Here is a 22,925-nt window from a genome sequence, read left to right as displayed (position 1 = left end):
TAAGGACAGCTTAATGATCCACATTATTACTGGCAGCACCTTAGGTGGCGCTGAATACGTTGGCGATCACCTTAACGATCTTCTAGTGGCTCAAGGGCACGAGATCGAGCTTCATAATCAGCCTGAATACGACAATATTCCGCAGCAAGGTACTTGGTTATTGGTAACATCGACGCATGGTGCGGGTGAGTTTCCTGATAATATCCAACCTTTGATCAAGTCATTGAATCAAGAATCTCCCGATTTAAGCGCGATTCGCTTTGCTGTGGTTGCTCTTGGTGACTCAAGCTACGACACCTTCTGTTCTGCAGGTCAGTCTGCTTATTTGCTTCTAGAAAAGCTTGGTGCTCAGCCTATTTCAGCGTGTTTTACCATCGATGTTCTTGAAACACCGGTTCCTGAGGATGCTGCAGAGGACTGGTTTAACGATCATAGCGACCAGTTTTAACTCCTCAATCTTCTAATAAGCGGCTTATGCCGCTTTTTTTGTCTCTGAATATCGTGATTGTGAATAACTTTTTTGAAAATAAATCGAAATACATGTCATTTTTTCAATATTCTCTGTGGATAAGATCATACATATACGGTGATTAACCTATAGTTATCCAAATAACAACTTTCTAGGTAATTTCACCTTGTGTATAAGTAGCCATTTTGATCCCAGCTAATCCTCATTATGATCAAAGTTAGATCACAGTCTTTGATCCAAAAAAGATCCATGATCTTGTTGATCATTTTTGACTTACCCACAGATACCCTCGATCCTAATAATAGATCTAATAAAAGATCTCTTTAAAGATCTTATCTATATTAATTAAAAACAGCTTTCTCGAAAAATGCCAAAAACGTTTTCTCAAGCTATGAAAACAGGTAGAATATCGCTCCTTTTTATCAATCTAGAAACGTTTGAGTACCTGAGGTCGGTTCATGCTTTATCACGAAAAATTTGACGTCATCGTTGTTGGTGGTGGCCATGCAGGAACGGAAGCCGCACTCGCATCTGCACGTACTGGTCAAAGTACGTTATTACTAACTCATAATATCGATACTTTGGGACAGATGTCTTGCAACCCAGCCATTGGCGGGATCGGTAAGGGCCACTTGGTAAAAGAGGTCGATGCTATGGGTGGATTAATGGCGCAAGCTATTGATCATGCAGGTATTCAGTTCAGAACATTAAACGCATCAAAAGGCCCTGCGGTACGTGCAACTCGTGCACAAGCTGACCGCGCACTTTACAAAGCCTCTGTCCGTAATGTTCTTGAAAACACACCAAACCTAACTCTGTTCCAACAGTCGGTTGATGACTTGATCGTTGAACAAGATCAAGTGGTGGGTGTGGTTACGCAAATGGGCCTCAAATTCCGCGCTAACGCTGTGGTCTTAACGGTAGGCACATTCCTAGGTGGTAAGATCCATATTGGTATGGAAAGTTCATCGGGTGGACGTGCAGGTGATCCACCATCGATCGCGCTTGCTGACCGTCTTCGTGATCTTCCATTTCGTGTTGATCGCCTGAAAACGGGTACACCTCCTCGCATCGATGCACGCAGCGTTGATTTTTCTGAGCTTGAGGTTCAACACGGCGATAATCCGACTCCGGTTTTCTCATTCATGGGTAACCGAGCTCAGCAGCCGCGTCAGATTCCATGTTACATCACGCACACTAACGAAAATACGCATGACGTTATTCGTGCCAATCTCGATCGCAGCCCAATGTACGCTGGTGTAATTGAAGGTATTGGCCCTCGTTACTGTCCGTCGATTGAAGACAAAGTGATGCGCTTTGCTGATAAAAACAGTCACCAAATTTTCATTGAGCCTGAAGGCCTAACGACGCACGAGTTATACCCGAATGGTATTTCAACCAGTTTGCCGTTTGATGTTCAGGTAAAAATTGTTCACTCAATGAAAGGTTTTGAAAACGCGCACATCGTTCGTCCAGGCTACGCGATTGAGTACGATTTCTTTGACCCTCGCGATCTTAAACTGACTTACGAGACTAAGTTTATTAAGGGTCTGTTCTTTGCCGGTCAAATCAATGGCACCACTGGCTACGAAGAAGCCGCAGCACAAGGCTTAATGGCCGGTTTGAATGCGAGTTTGTTTACGCAAGGCAAAGAGGGCTGGAGCCCACGCCGCGATCAAGCTTACATGGGTGTACTTATCGATGACTTGTCGACAATGGGGACCAAAGAACCGTACCGCATGTTTACATCTCGCGCCGAATACCGTTTGTTGCTTCGTGAAGACAACGCTGATATCCGTTTGACTGAAAAGTCACGTGAACTTGGCTTGGTCGACGATGCTCGTTGGATGCGATTCAACGAGAAGATGGAAAACATGGAGAAAGAGCGTCAACGTCTTAAAGAAACATGGATTAATCCAAAATCTGAAGATATAGATCAATTGAACCAAATCCTTAAAACACCGATGTCTCGTGAAGCGAGTGGTGAAGATCTTCTTCGTCGTCCTGAAATGACTTATTCACAGCTAACGTCGTTGGATCGTTTCGGTCCTGCACTGGAAGATCAACAAGCCTCTGAGCAAGTTGAGATCCAAGTTAAGTACGATGGCTATATCCAGCGTCAACAAGATGAAATTGAAAAATCACTGCGTCATGAAAATACCAAACTGCCGGCTGACATCGATTACAGCAAGGTAAAAGGGCTTTCTAACGAAGTGGTTCTAAAACTAACTACCGCTAAACCTGATTCGATCGGTATTGCTTCGCGTATCTCTGGTATAACGCCTGCTGCAATCTCTATTTTGTTGGTTTATCTGAAAAAGCACGGCCTATTGAAAAAAGGTGAGGAAGCATAATGAGCGTATTACGCGAAAAACTGGATCACCTGATTGGCCAGACTGAACTTGAAGTATCGGAAAAACAACGTAGCCAATTAGTGGGCTACGTTGAGTTACTCAATAAATGGAACAAGGCTTATAATTTAACGTCTGTTCGTGACCCGCAAGAAATGATGGTGAAACATATCTTAGATAGCATCATTGTTAGTACTCACTTACAAGGCAAGCGCTTTATTGATGTAGGTACAGGCCCTGGTCTTCCTGGGATTCCGCTCTCAATCATGAACCCTGACTGCGAGTTTTACTTGCTCGATAGCCTAGGCAAGCGTATTCGTTTTATTAAACAAGTGATTCATGAATTGGGCATCGATAACGTTGTTCCAGTACAAAGCCGTGTTGAAGAATTTCAACCAGAAGAAAAGTTTGATGCTGTGCTCAGCCGTGCATTTGCTTCCATGACAGACATGGTAGAGTGGTGTCACCATTTACCTAAAGAGCAATCCGGTGTATTTTTGGCTCTTAAGGGACAACATCCTAGAGACGAAGTCGACCTGTTACCTGAATGGTGTTCAGTGACAGACATCAAAGCTTTGCAAGTGCCAGAGCTTGATGGAGAGCGTCATTTAGTTACTTTATCGCGTCAGGGATAATCAGCGAGGCCATAGTGGGTAGAATTGTAGCAATTGCCAACCAAAAAGGTGGCGTAGGAAAAACAACAACTTGTGTTAACTTAGCAGCATCAATGGCGGCAACTAAACGCAAGATATTGGTTGTTGACCTCGACCCTCAAGGTAATGCCACTATGGCGAGTGGTGTCGACAAATATCAGGTTGAAGCAACGGCTTACGATTTGCTGGTTGAAGACAGCCCATTTGATGAGGTAGTTTGCCGAAGTACATCTGGCAATTATGACCTCATCGCCGCAAACGGTGACGTTACGGCTGCAGAAATCAAGTTGATGGAAGTATTTGCTCGCGAAGTTCGCCTAAAGAACGCGCTGGCATCCATTCGTGGCAATTATGATTACATCTTTATTGATTGCCCGCCGTCATTAAATCTTCTTACCATCAACGCGATGGCTGCGGCCGATTCCGTTTTGGTTCCTATGCAATGTGAATACTTTGCTCTGGAAGGTTTGACTGCATTGATGGATACCATCAGTAAACTTGCCGCTGTAGTAAACGAGGATCTAAAGATCGAAGGTCTTCTGCGTACAATGTATGATCCCCGTAATCGCTTATCGAATGAAGTCTCTGATCAACTCAAAAAACACTTCGGTAATAAAGTCTACCGAACTGTGATCCCTCGTAATGTGCGTCTGGCAGAAGCGCCAAGTCATGGCAAGCCAGCAATGTACTACGACAAATATTCCGCAGGGGCTAAAGCATATCTTGCTCTGGCAGGCGAAATGTTGCGTCGTGAAGAAATCCCAGTATAAGTCTAACCAAAGGAATTCACTCAATGTCTAAGCGTGGTTTAGGAAAAGGGCTAGATGCATTGCTTGCAACTAGCTCGTTGGCTCGTGAAAAACAACAAGTTGCTTCTCATAGCCAGGCTTTGTCTGCTGATGGTGAGTTCACAGAGATTGCTATCGGTAGCTTGAAGCCAGGTGTATATCAACCGCGTAAGGATATCGCGCCTGAAGCGCTAGAAGAGCTCGCAGTATCTATTCAATCTCAAGGTATCATTCAACCGATTGTTGTGCGTCATTTAACGCAGGACCAGTTTGAGATTATCGCTGGTGAACGTCGTTGGAGAGCTGCGCGTCAAGCTGGTCTTAAGCAGGTTCCATGTCTGGTTAAGAAAGTTACAGATAAGGCCGCCATTGCTATGGCATTGATCGAGAATATTCAGCGTGAAGACCTGAATGTGATCGAGGAAGCGCAGGCTCTAGAACGTTTACAGAACGAATTTGAACTGACGCACCAGAAGGTGGCTGATGTGATAGGTAAATCTCGCGCGACTGTGAGTAACCTACTGCGTCTTAATCAATTGGCTGAACCGGTAAAAGCGTTAGTTGTGTCAAAGCAGCTTGAAATGGGTCATGCGCGTGCATTATTAGCACTTGAAGGCGATGTTCAGATAGAAGCGGCTAACACCGCGGCAAGCAAACAGATGACCGTGCGTCAAACTGAGCAACTCGTCAAAAAGTGCTTAAAACCAGAGGTTGAGTCTGAATCGAAGCCCGAGGACAAAGAAGCCATCGAACTTTCACGAAGACTTACGGAAAAATTGCAAGCAAACGTTTCAGTTACACGTTCTGTTAGCGGTAAGTCAAAAGTAACAATTACTCTTGATGAGCCTCACAAATTAGAGCAACTTATTGCTAAACTAGAGTACTAAATGAGATAATTGATTTAGGTCAATTATGTAATAAATAAGTAATTTCGTACAAAAGTTGTCGGTTTGTATGCAAAAATGTAAATGATTGCTGCATTGTGATTGCAATCAATTTGGCTGAACGTATAATTTTCGCCAATTTCTCAGCACGCTTTGAAGCGAGTGGTAAAGTGGGCTTAAAGAGGAACGAATACATGGTAGCGGCGTTAGCAAGACCAGGACGAGTGCTTGCAAAGCAAATGTTATTGATCGAGCTTAGCGCGGTTATATTAGTGGCGATAGGGTTAGGTTTAGCTGTTAATCCTGATTGGGGTTTTGCTGCATTAATCGGTGGCGGTATTTTTGTCATCGCAAATGTAGTTTTTTGTGTGTGTGCTTTCCTATTTTGTGGAGCTCGCGCAACTAAGTTAGTTGCGGCGTCGTTCTATGCTGGCGAAGTGCTCAAAATCTTAATCACAGTTTTATTATTCTCTATTGTCTACATGTATATGCAGGTGGAATTAATTCCCCTCAAACTGACCTATTTACTGGTTCTAGGTATTAATATCTTTGCGCCAGTGCTTTTCATTAACAATAAAAAATAGGATGAGTTATGGCTGCGCCAACAGCATCCGGATACATTGAACACCATTTACAAAACCTTTCTTTAGCTAAGTTTGGTCTTGTAGAGGAAACAAGTTTCTGGAACGTACATATAGACAGTCTGTTTTTTTCTGTGCTGACAGGGGTGTTATTCCTTTGGGTTTTTCGCTCAGTCGCTAAGAAAGCAACAGTAGGTGTACCTGGTAAGCTTCAGTGTTTTGTTGAAATGGTAGTGGAATTCGTTGGCGACAACGTTAAAGAAACTTTCCATGGCCGCAATCCTCTGGTAGCTCCATTAGCACTGACTATATTCTGCTGGATTATCATTATGAACTTGATGGACTTAGTGCCTATCGATTTCTTACCGTATCCTGCAGAGCATTGGCTAGGTATCCCTTACTTGAAAGTGGTTCCTACAGCTGATGTAAATATAACAATGGCAATGGCTTTAGGTGTTTTTGCTCTGATGATCTACTACAGCATCAAAGTGAAAGGCTTAGGCGGATTTGCTAAAGAATTGGCACTGCATCCATTTAATCACCCAATCATGATTCCATTTAACTTGGTACTTGAGGTAATTTCGTTATTAGCGAAGCCACTATCTCTCGGTATGCGTTTATTTGGTAATATGTTTGCGGGTGAGGTGGTGTTTATTCTTATCGCGGCAATGCTACCGTGGTACTTACAATGGGTAGGTGCACTACCTTGGGCTATCTTCCATATCTTGGTTATTTTGATTCAAGCGTTTGTTTTCATGATGTTGACAATCGTTTATCTATCAATGGCCCATGAAGATAGTGATCACTAAAAAATTTTTAAGCTTTATTCTAACTATTAATGTTAATCGGAGAACGTAAATGGAAACTGTACTAAGTTTTTCAGCAATCGCTGTTGCTATCATTGTTGGTCTTTGTGCCGTAGGTACTGCAATTGGTTTTGCTATTCTTGGTGGTAAATTCCTAGAAGGCGCTGCGCGTCAACCTGAAATGGCTCCAATGCTACAAGTTAAGATGTTCATCATCGCTGGTCTACTGGATGCTGTTCCAATGATCGGTATCGTAATCGCACTACTATTCACGTTTGCTAACCCATTTGTAAGTCAGCTAGCAGGCTAATTAACTCTCAATAGTTAATTAAATTTTTGTAGTTGATTCTTAACGAGGAGTAGCTGTTGTGAATATGAACGCAACTCTGTTAGGTCAAGCAATTGCTTTTTCGCTGTTTGTTTGGTTCTGCATGAAATATGTATGGCCACCAATTATGCAAGCAATTGAAGAACGTCAGAAAAAAATTGCTGACGGTCTTGTAGCCGCTGAACGCGCTGCTAAAGACTTGAACCTGGCACAAGCCAACGCTTCTGAGCAAATGAAGGAAGCGAAGCGCACTGCAACTGAGGTTATTGATCAGGCAAACAAACGTAAAGCTCAAATTATTGATGAAGCGCGCGAAGAGGCTCAGGCAGAACGCCAGAAGATCTTAACGCAAGCTGAAGCAGAAATTGAAGCTGAACGCACACGTGCCCGTGATGACCTGCGCAAACAAGTCGCAACTCTGGCTATAGCTGGTGCTGAGAAAATCCTTGAGCGTACTATCGATAAAGATGTACACAATGATCTTCTTAACAACATTACTGCAAAACTTTAAAGCAAGGGGCTGTATATGTCTGATTTGACTACAATCGCACGCCCCTATGCTAAAGCAGCGTTTGACTTTGCGGTAGATAAAGGTGAGCTAGACCAATGGGGTCAAATGCTTACTTTTGCTGCCGAAGTGGCACAAAATGATGATGTTCATAATTTGTTAAGCAGTTCTATGACTGCTGAAAAGTTAGCTGAAGTATTCATTGTAATTTGTGGCGAACAATTTGATGAATTCGGCCAGAACTTAATTAAAGTGATGGCAGAGAATGGTCGTTTAATGGCCTTTCCTGATGTTTGCAAACAGTTCTTATTGCTTAAACAAGAGCATGAGAAAGAAATCGACGTTGAAGTAACTTCAGCGGTTGAGCTTTCTGAAGAACAACGTTCAAGCATCATCAGCAAATTGGAACTGCGCCTAGCGCGCAAAGTTCAGCTGAATTGCAGTATAGATGAGACTCTACTTAGTGGAGTTATTATTCGAGCCGGAGACCTAGTCATCGATAACTCAGCGCGCAGTCGTTTAGACCGCCTGAGCGATGCATTGCAGTCTTAATGGGGATTGGAGCATGCAACTTAATTCCACTGAAATTAGCGATCTAATTAAACAACGTATTGAATCTTTCGACGTTGTTAGTGAAGCTCGCAATGAAGGTACTATCGTTTCTGTAAGCGATGGCATCCTTAGCATCCACGGCCTAGCGGACGTGATGCAAGGTGAAATGATCGAACTACCGGGTGGCCGTTACGCGCTAGCACTAAACTTGAACCGTGATTCGGTTGGTGCTGTTGTAATGGGCCCGTATGCTGACCTACAGGAAGGCATGAAAGTTACAGGTACTGGTCGTATTCTTGAAGTACCAGTAGGTCCTGAAATGCTTGGTCGTGTTGTAAACACGCTAGGCGAGCCAATTGATGGTAAAGGTCCTATCGAAGCGAAACTAACTTCGCCTGTAGAAATTATCGCACCAGGTGTAATCGACCGTAAATCGGTAGATCAACCTGTTCAAACTGGTTATAAGTCAGTTGACTCAATGATCCCTATCGGTCGTGGTCAACGTGAACTAGTAATCGGTGACCGTCAGACTGGTAAAACAGCAATGGCGATCGATGCGATTATCAACCAGAAAGACTCTGGTATTTTCTCTATCTACGTAGCTATCGGCCAAAAAGCGTCGACTATTGCTAACGTAGTTCGCAAACTAGAAGAGCACGGCGCACTGGCTAACACTGTTGTTGTTGTTGCATCTGCTTCTGAATCTGCAGCGCTGCAATACCTTGCACCGTATGCTGGTTGTGCGATGGGTGAATACTTCCGTGATCGCGGCGAAGATGCACTGATTGTTTATGATGATCTATCTAAGCAAGCGGTAGCTTACCGTCAAATTTCACTACTACTTAAGCGTCCACCTGGCCGTGAAGCGTTCCCTGGTGATGTTTTCTACCTTCACTCTCGTCTACTAGAGCGTGCTGCTCGTGTAAGCGAAGCATACGTAGAAAAGTTCACTAACGGTGAAGTGACAGGCAAGACTGGTTCTTTAACTGCTCTACCTATCATCGAAACGCAAGCTGGTGACGTATCTGCATTCGTACCAACGAACGTAATCTCGATTACTGATGGTCAGATCTTCCTACAAACTGAACTATTCAACGCGGGCGTACGTCCAGCTGTTGACCCTGGCATCTCAGTTTCTCGTGTAGGTGGTTCGGCGCAGACTAAAATCATCAAGAAGCTATCTGGCGGTATCCGTACTGCTCTAGCTCAATACCGTGAACTTGCAGCATTTGCACAGTTCTCATCGGATCTTGATGAAGCGACCAAAAAGCAACTAGACCACGGTCAAAAAGTGACAGAACTGATGAAGCAGAAACAATATGCTCCTATGTCTGTATTTGACCAAGCTCTAGTAATCTTCGCTGCAGAGCGTGGATACCTTCAAGACGTAGAACTGTCTAAAGTTCTAGATTTTGAAGCTGCTTTACTGTCGTTTGCTCGTGGTCAATACGCTGATCTAGCAACACAGATCGACGCAACGGGTGCTTTCAACAAAGAAATCGAAGCTGAGCTGAAGAAGCTTGTTGACGATTTCAAGGCAACCCAGACCTGGTAATTGGTAGGTGGTCTTAGGGCCACCTCATACCATTAACGGAGAGTAACGATGGCCGGCGCAAAAGAGATACGTAATAAAATCGGTAGTGTTAAAAGCACACAGAAGATTACGAAAGCAATGGAAATGGTAGCAGCTTCAAAAATGCGTCGTTCTCAAGACGCAATGGAAGCTACTCGTCCATATGCAGAAACAATGCGTAAAGTGATCGGTCATTTGGCTAATGGTAGCCTCGAGTATAAGCATCCTTATCTTGAGGAACGTGAAGCCAAACGTGTTGGTTACATCATCGTTTCTACAGACCGTGGTCTTTGTGGTGGTTTGAACATTAACTTGTTCAAGAAAGCTATGAATGACATGAAAGATTGGTCTGAGAAAGGTGCTGATGTAGAGCTTGCAATTGTAGGTTCTAAAGCAACAGCATTTTTCAATAACAGCGGCGCGAAAGTAGCAGCTCAAGTTTCTGGTCTGGGCGATCGTCCAAGCCTTGAAGACTTGATTGGCTCTGTGAGCGTTATGCTGAAGAAATATGATGAAGGTGAATTGGATCGCCTGTTCGTAGTGTTTAACAGATTTGAAAACACTATGGTTCAAGAACCAACGATCGATCAATTACTTCCTTTGCCTAAATCAGACAGCGAAGAAATGAAACGCAGTCATTCTTGGGACTACATTTATGAGCCCGAGCCAAAACCATTACTAGATGCACTATTAGTTCGATACGTCGAATCTCAAGTGTATCAAGGTGTGGTCGAGAATCTTGCTTGTGAGCAAGCGGCTCGAATGATTGCAATGAAATCAGCAACAGATAACGCTGGTGACATTATTGATGACTTAGAACTTGTGTATAACAAAGCCCGTCAATCGGCGATTACACAAGAACTTTCTGAGATCGTTTCAGGCGCAGCTGCGGTTTAAGCTTAGGTAAAACTAAATAGTTAGAGGATTAACGATGGCTACAGGTAAGATCGTACAGATCATTGGTGCGGTAGTCGACGTAGAGTTCCCACAGGGCGAAGTACCTCGTGTATACGATGCTCTGAATGTTAATGAAGTGAAAGAGCGTCTAGTTCTTGAAGTTCAGCAACAACTTGGCGGTGGCGTAGTACGCGCAATCGTAATGGGTAGCTCTGATGGTTTACGTCGTGGTTTGACAGTTGAAAATACTGGCGCTCCAATCTCGGTACCAGTAGGTACTAAGACACTTGGTCGTATCATGAACGTCCTAGGTGACGCAATTGATGAGTGTGGTGAAATCGGTGCTGAAGAGCATTACGCTATTCACCGTGAAGCTCCAAGCTACGAAGAGCAGTCTAATGAGACTTCTCTTCTAGAAACTGGTGTTAAAGTAATCGACTTGATTTGTCCATTCGCTAAGGGTGGTAAAATCGGTCTATTCGGTGGTGCTGGTGTAGGTAAGACCGTTAACATGATGGAACTTATCAACAACATCGCACTTCAACACTCAGGCCTATCTGTATTTGCAGGTGTAGGTGAGCGTACTCGTGAAGGTAACGATTTCTACTTTGAGATGCAGGAAGCTGGTGTTGTAAACATCGAAAAACCTGAAGAATCAAAAGTAGCGATGGTTTACGGTCAGATGAACGAGCCACCAGGTAACCGTCTACGTGTTGCACTGACTGGTCTAACAATGGCAGAACGCTTCCGTGACGAAGGTCGTGACGTTCTACTGTTCGTTGATAACATCTACCGTTACACACTAGCAGGTACTGAAGTATCAGCACTTCTAGGTCGTATGCCTTCTGCGGTAGGTTACCAACCTACACTAGCTGAAGAAATGGGTGTTCTACAAGAGCGTATCACGTCAACTAAAGCTGGTTCTATCACGTCTGTACAGGCGGTATACGTACCTGCGGATGACTTGACTGACCCGTCTCCAGCAACAACGTTCGCTCACTTAGATGCAACGGTAGTACTTAACCGTAATATCGCATCTATGGGTCTATACCCAGCGATCGACCCGCTAGATTCTACTTCACGTCAACTGGATCCATTGGTAGTTGGACAAGAACACTACGACATCGCTCGTGGCGTTCAGTCTACACTTCAGCGCTATAAAGAGCTGAAAGATATCATTGCTATCCTAGGTATGGATGAGCTATCTGAAGAAGATAAGCAAGTCGTATCTCGTGCTCGTAAGATTGAGAAGTTCCTAACTCAGCCTTACCACGTAGCGGAAGTATTTACAGGTGACCCAGGCGTTTACGTACCTCTTAAAGAGACTCTACGTGGCTTCCAAGGTCTTCTATCTGGTGAATACGATGACATTCCAGAGCAAGCGTTTATGTACTGTGGTGCAATTGACGAAGCTATTGAGAATGCTAAGAAGCTATAAGGCTAACTAGGAGGCGATATGGCAGCAATAACCTTTCACCTAGACGTTGTAAGCGCAGAGAAACAACTTTTCTCTGGTCTTGTTGAAACGTTTCAGGTGACCGGTAGTGAGGGTGAACTTGGTATTTTCCATGGTCACACTCCACTGCTGACCGCTATCAAGCCTGGTATGGTGCGTATTGTTAAGCAGCACGGCCACGAAGAAATCATTTATGTTTCTGGTGGTATGGTAGAAGTTCAACCTGGTACAGCGACTGTACTGGCTGATACGGCTATCCGTGGTGAAGAACTAGACGCAGCAAAGGCGGAAGAAGCTAAACGCAAGGCTGTGGAGAATATCCAAAATCAGCATGGCGACATAGACTTCGCACAAGCGGCCGGTGAACTGGCTAAAGCCATTGCTCAGTTACGAGTTATCGAACTGACAAAACAGCGTCGTTAATCTTTTATAAGATTAGTGATTCTGAGATAAAGGCGACCTAAGGGTCGCCTTTTTGCATTTTTGGATTGTCAAAAATGTTCCTTTTACATATCAATATCGGTTAAATGGTTATTGCGATTTAATTTTTTCGCCAAAAACGGTTACAATATCGGCTTAATAAAAAATAATGTTGGATAGGTTTACAATGAAGTTTAGCGCGGTAATTCTCGCAGCAGGCAAAGGCACTCGCATGTATTCAAACACACCAAAGGTTCTGCACACGCTTGCGGGTAAGCCGATGGTTAAACATGTTATCGATACTTGTAACGGCTTAGGCGCTCAAAACATCCACTTGGTTTACGGCCATGGTGGTGAGCAGATGAAGTCTACGTTAGCAAGCGAGACAGTAAACTGGGCACTGCAAGCAGAACAGCTGGGTACTGGCCACGCGGTTGATCAGGCTTCTGCACATTTCGCTGATGATGAAAAAGTACTTGTGCTATACGGTGATGTTCCGCTTATCTCGCCAGAAACCATTGAAAACCTATTAGACGCTCAACCAAACGGTGGTATCGCACTGCTTACTGTCGTTCTAGATAACCCTATGGGTTACGGTCGTATCATTCGTCGCAACGGCCCTGTTGTGGCAATCGTTGAACAGAAAGACGCAACCGATGAGCAGAAGCTTATCAAAGAGATCAACACTGGCGTTATGGTCGCAACAGGCGGCGATCTTAAGCGTTGGTTATCAGGCCTAAGCAATGACAATGCACAAGGTGAATACTATCTGACTGACGTTATTGCAGCCGCTCATGATGAAGGCCGTGCGGTTGAAGCGGTTCACCCTGTCAACCCTATTGAAGTTGAAGGCGTGAACGATCGCTCTCAACTGGCTTGCCTAGAGCGTGCTTACCAAGCTGAGCAAGCAGACAAGTTATTAAAGCAAGGCGTAATGTTGCGCGACCCAAGCCGCTTTGATCTACGTGGTGAGCTTCAATGTGGTATGGATGTTGAGATTGATACCAACGTCATCATTGAAGGCAGCGTAAGCATTGGTGATAACGTGGTTATTGGCACTGGTTGTGTACTGAAAGACTGTGAGATTGATGACAACACTATCGTTCGCCCATACAGCATAATCGAAGGTGCGACAATTGGGGAAGACTGTACGGTTGGTCCTTTCACTCGCTTACGTCCTGGTGCTGACATGCGTAACAATTCGCATGTAGGCAACTTCGTTGAAGTGAAGAACACCCGACTTGGTGAGGGCTCTAAAGCCAACCACCTAACGTATCTAGGCGATGCTGAAATTGGTCAGCGCGTAAATGTGGGTGCCGGTGCTATCACTTGTAACTACGACGGTGCGAACAAGTTTAAGACCATCATTGGCGATGACGTATTTGTTGGTTCAGATAGCCAACTGATCGCTCCTGTTACGATTGGTAACGGTGCTACCGTTGGTGCTGGCTCTACAGTAACTCGTGATGTTGCTGAAAATGAGTTAGTTATCAGCCGTGCAAAAGAACGCAAGATTACTGATTGGAAACGTCCAACTAAGAAGTAATCTCTAACGTCCAAAATATATTCTTATGAAAGCCAGTAGCATCGCTACTGGCTTTTTTGTATTTATCTAGATACAAAAAAGAGCGAGTAATCTCGCTCTTTTTTTGTTTTCTTAAGCTAGAAGCTAGAAGCTAGAAGCTAGAAGCTAGAAGCTAGAAGCTAGTCTTGCTTCTCTTCTGCCACTACGCGAGAGTTATCTGGCGCAACAAAGTGGTCAGACAGTTCTTTGTTTGAAACTATGTAGCCAATCCACAAAGTACCTAAACAAATCACCACAGCGATGCCTGTCGCGCTTAGAGCTTGGCTCGCCATTGCGGCAACGAGTGCGCTTGATAGGCTGCTAATACTGATCTGAAGGCTGTTCTGCAGGCCTGCTGCCGTTGCAGGGCTCTGTTTTGCGCTTGATAGGGCACGGTTTACTACGATTGGGTAAAGTGCGCCGTTTGCAACTGCAATCAGACAGAACGGTGCCAGTAGAGGCCAAATTGAAGTCAGTTCCCATTGTGATGCGATGAAAATAAGTAACGCAGCAACGCTAAACAAACCAATCAGGTTTCGTAATACGATGCCATCACCGTACTTTTTCACTGCTTGTTTACCGAAGTAACCACCAGCCATAAAGGCGATTGTCTGTGGAATGAAGCTAAGACCAATGTCTTTTGCTTCATAACCTAGCTGAGCCATTATCTCTGGCATACCCGTTAGGTAAGCGAAGAACGCTGCTGACGCCGATGCAAACATCAACACATTGCCCATGTATGGCTTAGACTTAAGTAGCGTTTTAATATCAGTCTTGATCGATGTCTGTTTTACTTCCGGCACTTCTTTTGGTTGAGCCATTGTCGTTGCGATCAACAATGCGCCCATTAGCGTCAATGTGATAAAGATACTGTGCCAACCAAAGCTGTCTGCTAGCAACACACCCAGTTGAGGTGCTAATGCTGGAGATAGCGCGACTAGAGGCATGATAGTCGCAAAAATTTGCTGGCTACTGCTTTGAGAGTAACGCTTAATAACCATTGCTTGCCAAATTACCGCAGGCGCACATACACCGATCGCTTGAATGAAGCGCAGTGTTAATAGGTGCCATACTTCGGTACTGAATGCTAAGCCAAATGAAGCGGCGGTGAATATTACTAGACCGACTGCCAGCGTAATGCGGTGACCATATTTGTCACTTGCTAGACCCCAAAGAAGCTGACCCAGTGCCATACCGCCAAGGAATACGGTTAGAGACAAGGCGATCTGCTCTGGTCCTGTTGCAAAGTCGACTTCCATTGCTTTGAACGCTGGAAGGTACATATCAGTCGCGATGAAACCAAGCATTGAAAGTACTGCAAGGTAGACCAATTGAAATTTAGAAATATTCATAAGATGCCATTAAGCTAAAAGTAGTGATGTTTTTATCATCAAAAAAATTGTTAGATAATCAGGAATGAAAGTTCCTGTTTATTTATGCTGACATTCTATTTTTCAGAACTGATAAAATAAAACGCTAAAATATGTAGTTATCAATCAAAAAATTTGAAGGCTTATGTTTTCTAAATCCTCGTTAGAAATGCTTGATACTGTTGCTCGCTTGGGCAGCTTTACTGCGGCGGCAGAACAATTGCACAAAGTACCATCGGCGATCAGCTATGGGGTTAGACAGGTAGAGCAAGAGCTTGATGTTTTACTTTTCAGACGCTTACCCAGAAAAGTAGAGCTAACGCCTGCTGGGGAGCTGTTTATTGAAGAGGCTCGCCAGCTGCTGAGACAAATGGAAGAACTCAGTGCACAAACTCGCCGCGCTGCGCGTGGTTGGAAGAAAACCCTACGCCTAACCCTTGATAACGTGGTGAAGCTCGACAAGATGAAGCCAATGATTGAAGAGTTTTATCAAACCTTTGAGTTCGCTGAGTTACAGATCAACATGGAAGTGTTTAACGGTTCTTGGGAAGCTATTGCACAGGGCAGGGCGGATATTGTGATTGGCGCTACTTCGGCGATTCCGGTTGGCGGTGACTTTGAAGTAAAGGACATGGGATGTTTAGATTGGGCATTTGTTATGTCACCCAGTCATCCTTGTGTGCGAGAGCAAAACCTCAATGAAGCTTTTGTCAGTCAATATCTAGCGATCTGTTTGGATGATACCTCTAGTGTGCTGCCTAAGCGTCATACTGGCCACTATGCGAGTCAGAGACGTCTTCTATTACCTAACTGGTACAGCGCGATAGAGTGCCTTAAAAATGGTGTAGGGGTGGGTTACATGCCAAGGCATATTGCCGCACCTATTATTGAGCAAGGTTTACTGGTGGAAAAAATATTGCCCGAGCCTAGTCCACAGAGTCACTGTTGCTTAGTGTGGCGAAAAGACGACAACCATAAGTTGATCGAGTGGATGATTAAATATTTAGGATCGAGTGAACAGCTTCACCAGGATTGGTTGGAGCATCGTAAAGCGATCTAATGATGCGATCGCGATCGGTTAAGGATCTTGCGAGTGAGGTTTGAATCAGCCCAATAAAAAGAGCGAGTTATCATAACTCGCTCTTTTTGATGCTTAGGCCGAACTCTTAAGACAAGAAGAACTTGTAGGAAGGGTTATCGGTTTCATCTTTGCATTGGTAGCCGAGTTCTTCTAAGTGCGTAGAGAACTGAGCCAAATCGTCATCCCCAAGCTCAAAACCACACAGCACACGACCGTAATCAGCACCATGGTTACGATAGTTGAACAAGCTGATATTCCAGTGAGTGCCTAAGGTATCAAGGAATTTAATCAATGCTCCTGGGTATTCAGGGAACTCAAAGCTGTAAAGGCGCTCTTTTAATGGCTTCGATGGTTTACCGCCAATCATGTAACGAATGTGCAGCTTTGCCATCTCGTCATCAGACAAGTCGACAACCGCGTAGTCACCTTCACGTAGGTCATTGATGATGTGTTGCAGTTCTTCTTGACCACCTTGTAGGCGTACACCAACGAAGATATTCGCTAGGCTTTCGTCGTTGTGGCGGTAGTTAAACTCCGTCACTGCGCGACCACCAATCAGATTGCAGAACTCTAAGAATGCACCTTGTCGTTCTGGAATCGTAACCGCAAGCAGACCTTCTCGCTTCTCACCTAATTCACAACGCTCAGAGACATAACGTAGACCGTGGAAGTTGGTGTTCGCACCAGACAATACCGTCGCCAGTTGTTTACCTTGCAGTTGGTTTTGTTCAGCAAACTTTTTAAGGCCAGCCAGAGCAAGCGCTCCTGAAGGCTCGGCAATCGCACGAGTGTCTTCAAAGATGTCTTTCACAGCAGAACAGATCTCATCGCTAGAAACGGCAATATGGCCATCGATGTACTGTTGGCAAAGGCGGAAGGTTTCTTCACCAATGCGTTTAACCGCAACACCATCAGCAAACATGCTGACCTGGTCCAGTACCACTGGTTCACCCGCATCCAGTGCTGCTTTCAAGCAAGCTGAGTCTTCAGGCTCTACCGCAATCACTTTAATCTCTGGCATCAGTTGTTTGATAAGCACTGCAACACCAGCGGCTAAGCCACCACCACCAACCGGCACAAAGATATAATCCATGTGACCGTTTTGCTGCAGCATCTCCATGCCCATAGTACCTTGCCCCGCAATCACCAATGGGTGATCAAAAGGAGGAACAAAGGTGAAGCCATGTTCAGCTGATAGGCGTTCCGCTTCCGCTTTCGCTTCATCGAAATTACTGCCGTGCAAAACCACTTTACCGCCAAACCCGCGTACCGCATCGACCTTGATATCCGGCGTCGTTTTTGGCATCACGATCGTGGTTTGAATACCCAGCTTAGAGCCAGATAGCGCCAAACCTTGTGCGTGGTTTCCTGCTGATGCAGCGATCACACCTGCGGCTTTCTGTTGTTCAGAAAGGCTTGAAACCATGTTGTAGGCGCCGCGCAACTTAAACGAGTGTACCGGCTGGCGGTCTTCTCGTTTTAGCTGAACCTGATTAGCGATACGAGCGCTCAGACGCGGCATATCTTGCAGAGGTGTCACGATTGCTGCTTCGTAAATCGGCGCTCTCAGGATCTGGCGCAGATAATCTGCGCCACTTTGTTTTTTGGGAGTGGAGGTGTCGTCACTCATAGATTAGTCCTCAAGCTTAGACTTATCACGCACTGCGCCTTTGTCGGCACTGGTTGCCATGCTCGCGTAAGCTTTCAGTGCGAATGACACTTCACGCTGACGGTTTTCTGGTTTCCAGCCTAATGCATCTTGTTTTTCACGACGTGCTGTTAGTTCATCTTCAGCCACATCAAGCGTGATTGAGCGGTTAGGGATATCGATAGTGATGATATCACCTGTGTTCACTAGACCAATTACGCCGCCGCTTGCTGCTTCTGGAGAAGCGTGACCGATAGACAGACCCGATGTACCACCAGAGAAACGACCATCAGTCAGTAGAGCACATGATTTGCCTAGGCCCATTGATTTCAAGTAAGTCGTTGGGTACAGCATTTCCTGCATACCTGGACCACCTTTAGGGCCTTCGTAGCGAATAACCACGACTTCGCCTGCTTTTACTTTACCCGCTAAGATACCTTCTACTGCTGTATCTTGGCTTTCAAATACGATTGCTGGGCCTTGGAATTTAAGGTTTTCTTCATCAACACCTGCAGTCTTAACGATACAACCATCAACGGCGATGTTACCTGAAAGTACCGCTAGGCCACCTTCTTGGCTGAATGCGTTTTCTTTAGTACGAATACAACCTTCTTTGCGATCGTCATCAAGGCGATCCCAACGGCAATCTTGTGAGAAAGCTTTAGTTGTACGGATGCCCGCAGGGCCAGCACGGAAGAACTTAAGCACGGCTTCGTCTTCTGTCTGCATGATGTCGTACTGCGCAAGTTGCTCTTGCATGCTTAAACCAAGCACGGTGCGAGTTTGGTTGTTCAGCAGACCTGCACGGTCAAGTTCGCCAAGGATAGCCATCACACCACCAGCGCGGTGAACATCTTCCATGTGGTATTTCGGAGTTGAAGGTGCCACTTTACATAGGTGTGGAACGCGGCGAGACATCGCATCGATATCATCCATATCGAAATCAATGTCGCCTTCTTGAGCGGCCGCTAAAAGGTGAAGAACGGTGTTGCTAGAACCACCCATCGCGATATCAAGCGCCATCGCATTATCAAATGCTGCGCGGTTTGCAATGTTGCGTGGCAGTGCTGACTCGTCGTCTTGCTCGTAGTAACGCTTGGTTAGGTCAACGATGCGCTTACCTGCATTGATGAACAGTTCTTCACGGTCTGCGTGCGTCGCCAGCATAGAACCGTTACCTGGCTGAGATAGGCCAAGAGCTTCTGTTAGACAGTTCATTGAGTTGGCTGTGAACATACCTGAACATGAACCACAAGTTGGACATGCAGAACGTTCTACTTGCTCACTTTGTTCATCTGAAATTGTTGGATCGGCACCTTGGATCATTGCATCAACAAGGTCGAGCTTGATGATCTGATCTGAAAGCTTGGTTTTACCTGCTTCCATTGGGCCGCCTGATACAAAGATTACTGGGATGTTAAGGCGCATTGCAGCCATCATCATGCCCGGAGTGATTTTGTCACAGTTAGAGATACACACCATCGCATCCGCACAGTGTGCATTGACCATGTATTCTACTGAGTCTGCAATAAGCTCACGTGATGGCAGTGAGTACAGCATGCCGCCGTGGCCCATTGCGATACCATCATCGACAGCGATGGTGTTGAATTCTTTAGCGATACCGCCCGCTTTCTCGATTTCACCCGCAACCAGTTGACCCATATCTTTAAGGTGAACGTGGCCTGGTACGAATTGAGTGAAAGAGTTTACAACCGCGATGATTGGCTTACCGAAGTCATCATCTTTAACGCCAGTTGCACGCCATAAAGCGCGCGCACCAGCCATGTTGCGTCCGTGGGTAGTCGTTGCTGAACGATAGATTGGCATTGCTTTAATCCTTATAAAATATTTGGCTGTTGCTTACTTAGTGGTTTGTGTTTGGCTTTTTGACGCGTGGTTTGCTGGGTAAACATAATCTAACCAGCCCCACTTATCTTCAGTCGTGCCATTGAATAAACCAAAGTAAGCTGCTTGAACTTTTTCAGTGATAGGACCGCGTTTGCCTTCACCTACTGTAATTTTGTCTACGCTGCGAACCGGAACGATCTCTGCAGCCGTGCCTGTCATGAAGACTTCGTCAGCAAGGTACAGTGCTTCACGAGCAATGTTCTCTTCACGGATTTCATAACCCATGTCTTTTGCTAACGTCATGATCGAGTCACGAGTGATGCCAGGTAGAATCGCGCTGGTTGCTGGTGGTGTAGAGAGAATGCCGTTACGAATAACAAAAATGTTCTCGCCTGCGCCCTCTGAAAGATAACCATCAACACTCAGAGCAATACCTTCATCGTAACCATGACGACGAGCTTCACCACCAACGAGTAGTGATGATAGGTAGTTACCGCCAGCCTTTGCTGAGGTTGGGATAGTATTTGGCGCTGCACGGTTCCAGCTTGAGATCATCGCATCTACGCCATTTTCTAGCGCTTCTTCACCTAGGTAAGAACCCCATGGGAAAGCGGCGATGATCAGATCCATTTTTGTGTTTTCAGGAGGGCAAACACCTAAACCAACGTTACCCACAAAGCCGAGAGGGCGGATGTACGCTGACTCTAGCTTATTTTGACGTAGCGTTTCGCGAGTCGCTTCCATAATTTCTTCCTCAGTAAAAGGAATTGGGAAGCGGTAGATTTTCGCTGAGTCTTTTAGGCGTCTTGCGTGCTCTGGGTGACGGAAGATAACCGGACCCTTTGGCGTGTTGTAGCAACGAACACCTTCAAATACAGAAGTACCGTAGTGCATTGCGTGAGTCAGGACGTGAACGTTCGCCTCTGCCCAAGGAACCATTTCACCGTTAAACCAAATATAGTCTGCCGTTTTAGCTGTCATGTTTGCGGTTCCTTATGCACTAATTTTTTGTTGTAAGTTATTGTTTGGCAATTCATTACGACTGATGGAGATAACGTCAACGGTACGTACATCCCACAGCTTCTCGATCTGATTAACTAAGAAAGAAATCGGGCGGTCACTGTCGACAATGATCTCAATGCTCGCGACTTTGCTTTCGTGGTTTTGGGTGCCTGCCACTTGCTTAACGATGAAACCACGGTGGCGGATAACACGAAGAACACGTTCTAACAGTACTGGTTTATCATCGGCTTTGATGTCTAATAAGTATCTTTTCATGTTATGTGTTCTCCAACATTTCGCTGTTTGAAGCTCCTGGCGGTACTAGTGGCCATACGTTTTCTTCTTCATCGATAAGGACATGAAGTAGGTAAGCGGTTTTACTCTCAAGCATCTCTTTCAATGCTGGCTCTACTTCTTCTTTACGCGTGATGGTTTTGCCCGGGATATCGAACGCTTTCGCTAGCATGACGAAATCAGGGTTGTCATCCAAGATAGTTTCACTGTGTCGGCCATCAAAGAACAGAGATTGCCATTGGCGAACCATGCCTAAACGAGAGTTGTTAAGCAACACCATCTTCACTGGGATTTGGCGGCGTTTCAGTGTACCAAGCTCTTGCACGTTCATCATGAACGAACCGTCGCCAGAGATTAGAATGGATTGGTCATCAGGACGCCCAACCGATGCACCCATCGCTGCCGGTAGGCCAAAGCCCATAGTGCCTAAGCCCGCTGAAGTGATGAAGTTTTGTGGATCGCGAGGCTGAATATGTTGAGCTGCCCACATCTGGTGTTGGCCAACATCGGTTGAAACCATAGAACTCGCAGGCATCATGTCTGACAGTTGCTTCAACAACAGAGGTGCGAAGATAAGGTCGCCTGGATGGTCGTAGCGCCATTTGAATGAGCTGCGCAGCCCTTCAGAGTGGTGAACCCAAGAGGAGATGTCTTGGCTTAGCTCTAGTTGAGGCATGATCTTGTTGATGTCACCACGAATAGGCGCATTGGCCAGACGCAGTTTACTGAACTCTGCCGCATCGATATCGATATGGATAACCTTAGCGTGCGGTGCAAAGGTATCGAGCTTACCGGTAACTCGGTCATCAAAACGAGCGCCAACAACAATCAACAGGTCACTTTCTTGAACTACTAGGTTAGCCGCTTTAGTGCCGTGCATACCTAGCATGCCCAAGTAGTGTGGGTCGTCACGTTCAATGGTACCTAAGCCTTTTAGTGTGCTTACTGCAGGCATTGGATTTAGACGTAAAAACTCACGAACTGCATCGGTTGCTTTCGCCAGTTGAACGCCACCACCTACGTATAAAACAGGACGAGTCGCTTGAGACAAGAAGTACTGTGCTTGTTCAATGGCATCCGTTGTCACAACAGGAATTGTTGGTGGTGTAAATTCAGGAAGAATTTTTACAGGGGATTCTGCTAGCTGAACATCTTTAGCTATGTCGACAATAACCGGACCGGGACGCCCTGCTTTTGCAACGATAAATGCTTCAGCCAATGTTGGAGCAAGATCTTCAATATCGGTAACGAGGTAGCTGTGTTTAGTACATGACAGAGACATACCAATCACATCCATTTCTTGGAATGCATCGGTACCAATGTGGGAGCTAGCAACCTGGCCTGTAATGGCGACGAGTGGGATAGAGTCCATAAAGGCATCAGCAAGACCTGTCACTAGGTTAGTGGCGCCAGGACCTGAGGTTGCCATACAAACAGCGACGTCTTGTGTTGCACGTGCCATACCGATAGCGGCCATTGCAGCACCTTGCTCATGGCGACATAGGATATGCTCAACCCCACCGTCATAAAGTGCATCGTAGATTGGCATGATGGCACCACCTGGGTAACCAAATACGGTTTCAATACCCTGCTGTTTTAATGCGGATACAACTAGTTCTGCGCCTTTCATCGGAATTTCCCCGTATTACCTATATTTTGGTAACTGTTTCCATTGTCTATGCACATCTTGTGCTCCCATTCTTCCTGTAAATCGGCAAAGCCGAAAGTGTTTCAAATATAAAAATCGAATCGTCAAATTAGAAAAAACCCCGGACTTTTCAGTGCGGGGGTTTTTTCTAATTCGTGGTTACTTTTTTCCCACTCGCCCCCGCGTAGTCTTAATAATGACTAC

At 45.4% G+C, this 22,925-nt stretch carries 22 protein-coding genes; 16 read left to right on the top strand and 6 right to left on the bottom strand.

Annotation, left to right across the window (positions count from 1 at the left end):
* Positions 1 to 13 precede the first annotated feature (13 nt).
* The 15 genes from mioC (at position 14) to glmU (ending at position 13,812) form a co-directional block, all read left to right on the top strand.
* On the top strand, positions 14 to 448 hold the full coding sequence (gene mioC, locus ACMAZD_RS17510; protein WP_435248088.1) for an FMN-binding protein MioC: 435 nt from the start codon (positions 14 to 16) through the stop codon (positions 446 to 448).
* Positions 449 to 927: 479 nt separating this feature from the next.
* The gene (gene mnmG / locus ACMAZD_RS17505) at positions 928 to 2,823 is read left to right on the top strand and encodes a tRNA uridine-5-carboxymethylaminomethyl(34) synthesis enzyme MnmG (RefSeq protein ID WP_435248087.1); all 1,896 of its coding nucleotides are present in this window, start codon (positions 928 to 930) and stop codon (positions 2,821 to 2,823) included.
* Positions 2,823 to 3,455, top strand: coding sequence for a 16S rRNA (guanine(527)-N(7))-methyltransferase RsmG (rsmG, locus tag ACMAZD_RS17500; RefSeq protein ID WP_435248086.1), 633 nt, complete (start codon positions 2,823 to 2,825; stop codon positions 3,453 to 3,455). Before mnmG ends, rsmG begins: the two co-directional genes overlap by 1 nt.
* A 14-nt stretch (positions 3,456 to 3,469) precedes the next feature.
* A complete protein-coding gene (locus ACMAZD_RS17495) occupies positions 3,470 to 4,243 on the top strand; it encodes a ParA family protein (RefSeq protein WP_435248085.1) in 774 nt (257 codons plus the stop codon).
* A gap of 23 nt (positions 4,244 to 4,266) precedes the next feature.
* On the top strand, positions 4,267 to 5,148 hold the full coding sequence (locus tag ACMAZD_RS17490) for a ParB/RepB/Spo0J family partition protein (RefSeq protein ID WP_435248084.1): 882 nt from the start codon (positions 4,267 to 4,269) through the stop codon (positions 5,146 to 5,148).
* A gap of 191 nt (positions 5,149 to 5,339) precedes the next feature.
* The gene (locus ACMAZD_RS17485) at positions 5,340 to 5,729 is read left to right on the top strand and encodes a F0F1 ATP synthase subunit I (protein WP_004735732.1); all 390 of its coding nucleotides are present in this window, start codon (positions 5,340 to 5,342) and stop codon (positions 5,727 to 5,729) included.
* Between the two features lie 8 nt (positions 5,730 to 5,737).
* On the top strand, positions 5,738 to 6,535 hold the full coding sequence (atpB, locus tag ACMAZD_RS17480; protein WP_004735733.1) for a F0F1 ATP synthase subunit A: 798 nt from the start codon (positions 5,738 to 5,740) through the stop codon (positions 6,533 to 6,535).
* 49 nt (positions 6,536 to 6,584) lie between these two features.
* Positions 6,585 to 6,842, top strand: a complete 258-nt coding sequence (gene atpE / locus ACMAZD_RS17475; RefSeq protein WP_004735734.1) for a F0F1 ATP synthase subunit C — start codon at positions 6,585 to 6,587, stop codon at positions 6,840 to 6,842.
* Between the two features lie 58 nt (positions 6,843 to 6,900).
* Complete coding sequence (atpF, locus tag ACMAZD_RS17470) at positions 6,901 to 7,371, top strand: F0F1 ATP synthase subunit B (protein ID WP_017077303.1); 471 nt, start codon at positions 6,901 to 6,903, stop codon at positions 7,369 to 7,371.
* Positions 7,372 to 7,386: 15 nt separating this feature from the next.
* Positions 7,387 to 7,920 carry a F0F1 ATP synthase subunit delta gene (gene atpH, locus ACMAZD_RS17465; RefSeq protein ID WP_017107529.1) on the top strand — a complete coding sequence of 178 codons (534 nt, stop codon included), beginning with the start codon at positions 7,387 to 7,389 and terminating at the stop codon, positions 7,918 to 7,920.
* Positions 7,921 to 7,933: 13 nt separating this feature from the next.
* The gene (gene atpA / locus ACMAZD_RS17460; RefSeq protein ID WP_004735737.1) at positions 7,934 to 9,475 is read left to right on the top strand and encodes a F0F1 ATP synthase subunit alpha; all 1,542 of its coding nucleotides are present in this window, start codon (positions 7,934 to 7,936) and stop codon (positions 9,473 to 9,475) included.
* Positions 9,476 to 9,523: 48 nt separating this feature from the next.
* Positions 9,524 to 10,390: a F0F1 ATP synthase subunit gamma gene (gene atpG / locus ACMAZD_RS17455; protein ID WP_004735739.1), complete on the top strand. Its 867-nt coding sequence runs from the start codon at positions 9,524 to 9,526 to the stop codon at positions 10,388 to 10,390.
* Positions 10,391 to 10,424: 34 nt separating this feature from the next.
* Complete coding sequence (gene atpD, locus ACMAZD_RS17450) at positions 10,425 to 11,828, top strand: F0F1 ATP synthase subunit beta (protein WP_017107531.1); 1,404 nt, start codon at positions 10,425 to 10,427, stop codon at positions 11,826 to 11,828.
* An 18-nt stretch (positions 11,829 to 11,846) separates the two neighbouring features.
* On the top strand, positions 11,847 to 12,269 hold the full coding sequence (locus ACMAZD_RS17445) for a F0F1 ATP synthase subunit epsilon (RefSeq protein WP_017107532.1): 423 nt from the start codon (positions 11,847 to 11,849) through the stop codon (positions 12,267 to 12,269).
* 184 nt (positions 12,270 to 12,453) lie between these two features.
* On the top strand, positions 12,454 to 13,812 hold the full coding sequence (gene glmU / locus ACMAZD_RS17440; RefSeq protein WP_435248083.1) for a bifunctional UDP-N-acetylglucosamine diphosphorylase/glucosamine-1-phosphate N-acetyltransferase GlmU: 1,359 nt from the start codon (positions 12,454 to 12,456) through the stop codon (positions 13,810 to 13,812).
* 158 nt (positions 13,813 to 13,970) lie between these two features.
* Here the strand turns inward: glmU and punC are convergent, their stop codons facing one another.
* The gene (gene punC, locus ACMAZD_RS17435; RefSeq protein WP_435248082.1) at positions 13,971 to 15,182 is read right to left on the bottom strand and encodes a purine nucleoside transporter PunC; all 1,212 of its coding nucleotides are present in this window, start codon (positions 15,180 to 15,182) and stop codon (positions 13,971 to 13,973) included.
* Between the two features lie 163 nt (positions 15,183 to 15,345).
* On the opposite strand from punC, the gene punR reads away from it, so the two are divergent.
* Complete coding sequence (gene punR, locus ACMAZD_RS17430; RefSeq protein ID WP_435248081.1) at positions 15,346 to 16,260, top strand: DNA-binding transcriptional activator PunR; 915 nt, start codon at positions 15,346 to 15,348, stop codon at positions 16,258 to 16,260.
* A gap of 106 nt (positions 16,261 to 16,366) precedes the next feature.
* Here punR and ilvA read toward each other — a convergent pair whose 3' ends face one another.
* The 5 genes from ilvA to ilvG are packed head-to-tail and all read right to left on the bottom strand — an operon-like array spanning position 16,367 to position 22,703.
* Positions 16,367 to 17,911, bottom strand: coding sequence for a threonine ammonia-lyase, biosynthetic (gene ilvA / locus ACMAZD_RS17425; protein ID WP_435248080.1), 1,545 nt, complete (start codon positions 17,909 to 17,911; stop codon positions 16,367 to 16,369).
* A 3-nt stretch (positions 17,912 to 17,914) separates the two neighbouring features.
* Positions 17,915 to 19,756 (bottom strand): dihydroxy-acid dehydratase, encoded by a 1,842-nt coding sequence (gene ilvD / locus ACMAZD_RS17420; RefSeq protein ID WP_435248079.1) that lies wholly within the window; start codon positions 19,754 to 19,756, stop codon positions 17,915 to 17,917.
* 33 nt (positions 19,757 to 19,789) lie between these two features.
* Positions 19,790 to 20,758 carry a branched-chain amino acid transaminase gene (locus ACMAZD_RS17415; protein ID WP_435248078.1) on the bottom strand — a complete coding sequence of 323 codons (969 nt, stop codon included), beginning with the start codon at positions 20,756 to 20,758 and terminating at the stop codon, positions 19,790 to 19,792.
* Positions 20,759 to 20,770: 12 nt separating this feature from the next.
* Complete coding sequence (gene ilvM, locus ACMAZD_RS17410) at positions 20,771 to 21,055, bottom strand: acetolactate synthase 2 small subunit (RefSeq protein WP_435248077.1); 285 nt, start codon at positions 21,053 to 21,055, stop codon at positions 20,771 to 20,773.
* Between the two features lies 1 nt (position 21,056).
* Positions 21,057 to 22,703 (bottom strand): acetolactate synthase 2 catalytic subunit, encoded by a 1,647-nt coding sequence (ilvG, locus tag ACMAZD_RS17405; protein WP_435248076.1) that lies wholly within the window; start codon positions 22,701 to 22,703, stop codon positions 21,057 to 21,059.
* Between the last annotated feature and the right edge of the window lie 222 nt (positions 22,704 to 22,925).

Source organism: Vibrio sp. nBUS_14 (genome assembly GCF_051201655.1).
Lineage (GTDB): Bacteria > Pseudomonadota > Gammaproteobacteria > Enterobacterales > Vibrionaceae > Vibrio.
Note: the sequence above shows the minus strand (reverse complement) of the source record. Positions and strands in the feature narration are given on the sequence as shown.

Bases quoted from the DNA above. Each gene is read 5' to 3' on its own strand.
- mioC (WP_435248088.1), top strand. From the start codon at position 14: ATGATCCACATTATTACTGGCAGCACCTTAGGTGGCGCTGAATACGTT.
- mnmG (WP_435248087.1), top strand. From the start codon at position 928: ATGCTTTATCACGAAAAATTTGACGTCATCGTTGTTGGTGGTGGCCAT.
- rsmG (WP_435248086.1), top strand. From the start codon at position 2,823: ATGAGCGTATTACGCGAAAAACTGGATCACCTGATTGGCCAGACTGAA.
- ACMAZD_RS17490 (WP_435248084.1), top strand. From the start codon at position 4,267: ATGTCTAAGCGTGGTTTAGGAAAAGGGCTAGATGCATTGCTTGCAACT.
- ACMAZD_RS17485 (WP_004735732.1), top strand. From the start codon at position 5,340: ATGGTAGCGGCGTTAGCAAGACCAGGACGAGTGCTTGCAAAGCAAATG.
- atpB (WP_004735733.1), top strand. From the start codon at position 5,738: ATGGCTGCGCCAACAGCATCCGGATACATTGAACACCATTTACAAAAC.
- atpE (WP_004735734.1), top strand. From the start codon at position 6,585: ATGGAAACTGTACTAAGTTTTTCAGCAATCGCTGTTGCTATCATTGTT.
- atpH (WP_017107529.1), top strand. From the start codon at position 7,387: ATGTCTGATTTGACTACAATCGCACGCCCCTATGCTAAAGCAGCGTTT.
- atpA (WP_004735737.1), top strand. From the start codon at position 7,934: ATGCAACTTAATTCCACTGAAATTAGCGATCTAATTAAACAACGTATT.
- atpG (WP_004735739.1), top strand. From the start codon at position 9,524: ATGGCCGGCGCAAAAGAGATACGTAATAAAATCGGTAGTGTTAAAAGC.
- atpD (WP_017107531.1), top strand. From the start codon at position 10,425: ATGGCTACAGGTAAGATCGTACAGATCATTGGTGCGGTAGTCGACGTA.
- ACMAZD_RS17445 (WP_017107532.1), top strand. From the start codon at position 11,847: ATGGCAGCAATAACCTTTCACCTAGACGTTGTAAGCGCAGAGAAACAA.
- glmU (WP_435248083.1), top strand. From the start codon at position 12,454: ATGAAGTTTAGCGCGGTAATTCTCGCAGCAGGCAAAGGCACTCGCATG.
- punC (WP_435248082.1), bottom strand. From the start codon at position 15,182: ATGAATATTTCTAAATTTCAATTGGTCTACCTTGCAGTACTTTCAATG.
- punR (WP_435248081.1), top strand. From the start codon at position 15,346: ATGTTTTCTAAATCCTCGTTAGAAATGCTTGATACTGTTGCTCGCTTG.
- ilvA (WP_435248080.1), bottom strand. From the start codon at position 17,911: ATGAGTGACGACACCTCCACTCCCAAAAAACAAAGTGGCGCAGATTAT.
- ilvD (WP_435248079.1), bottom strand. From the start codon at position 19,756: ATGCCAATCTATCGTTCAGCAACGACTACCCACGGACGCAACATGGCT.
- ACMAZD_RS17415 (WP_435248078.1), bottom strand. From the start codon at position 20,758: ATGACAGCTAAAACGGCAGACTATATTTGGTTTAACGGTGAAATGGTT.
- ilvM (WP_435248077.1), bottom strand. From the start codon at position 21,055: ATGAAAAGATACTTATTAGACATCAAAGCCGATGATAAACCAGTACTG.
- ilvG (WP_435248076.1), bottom strand. From the start codon at position 22,703: ATGAAAGGCGCAGAACTAGTTGTATCCGCATTAAAACAGCAGGGTATT.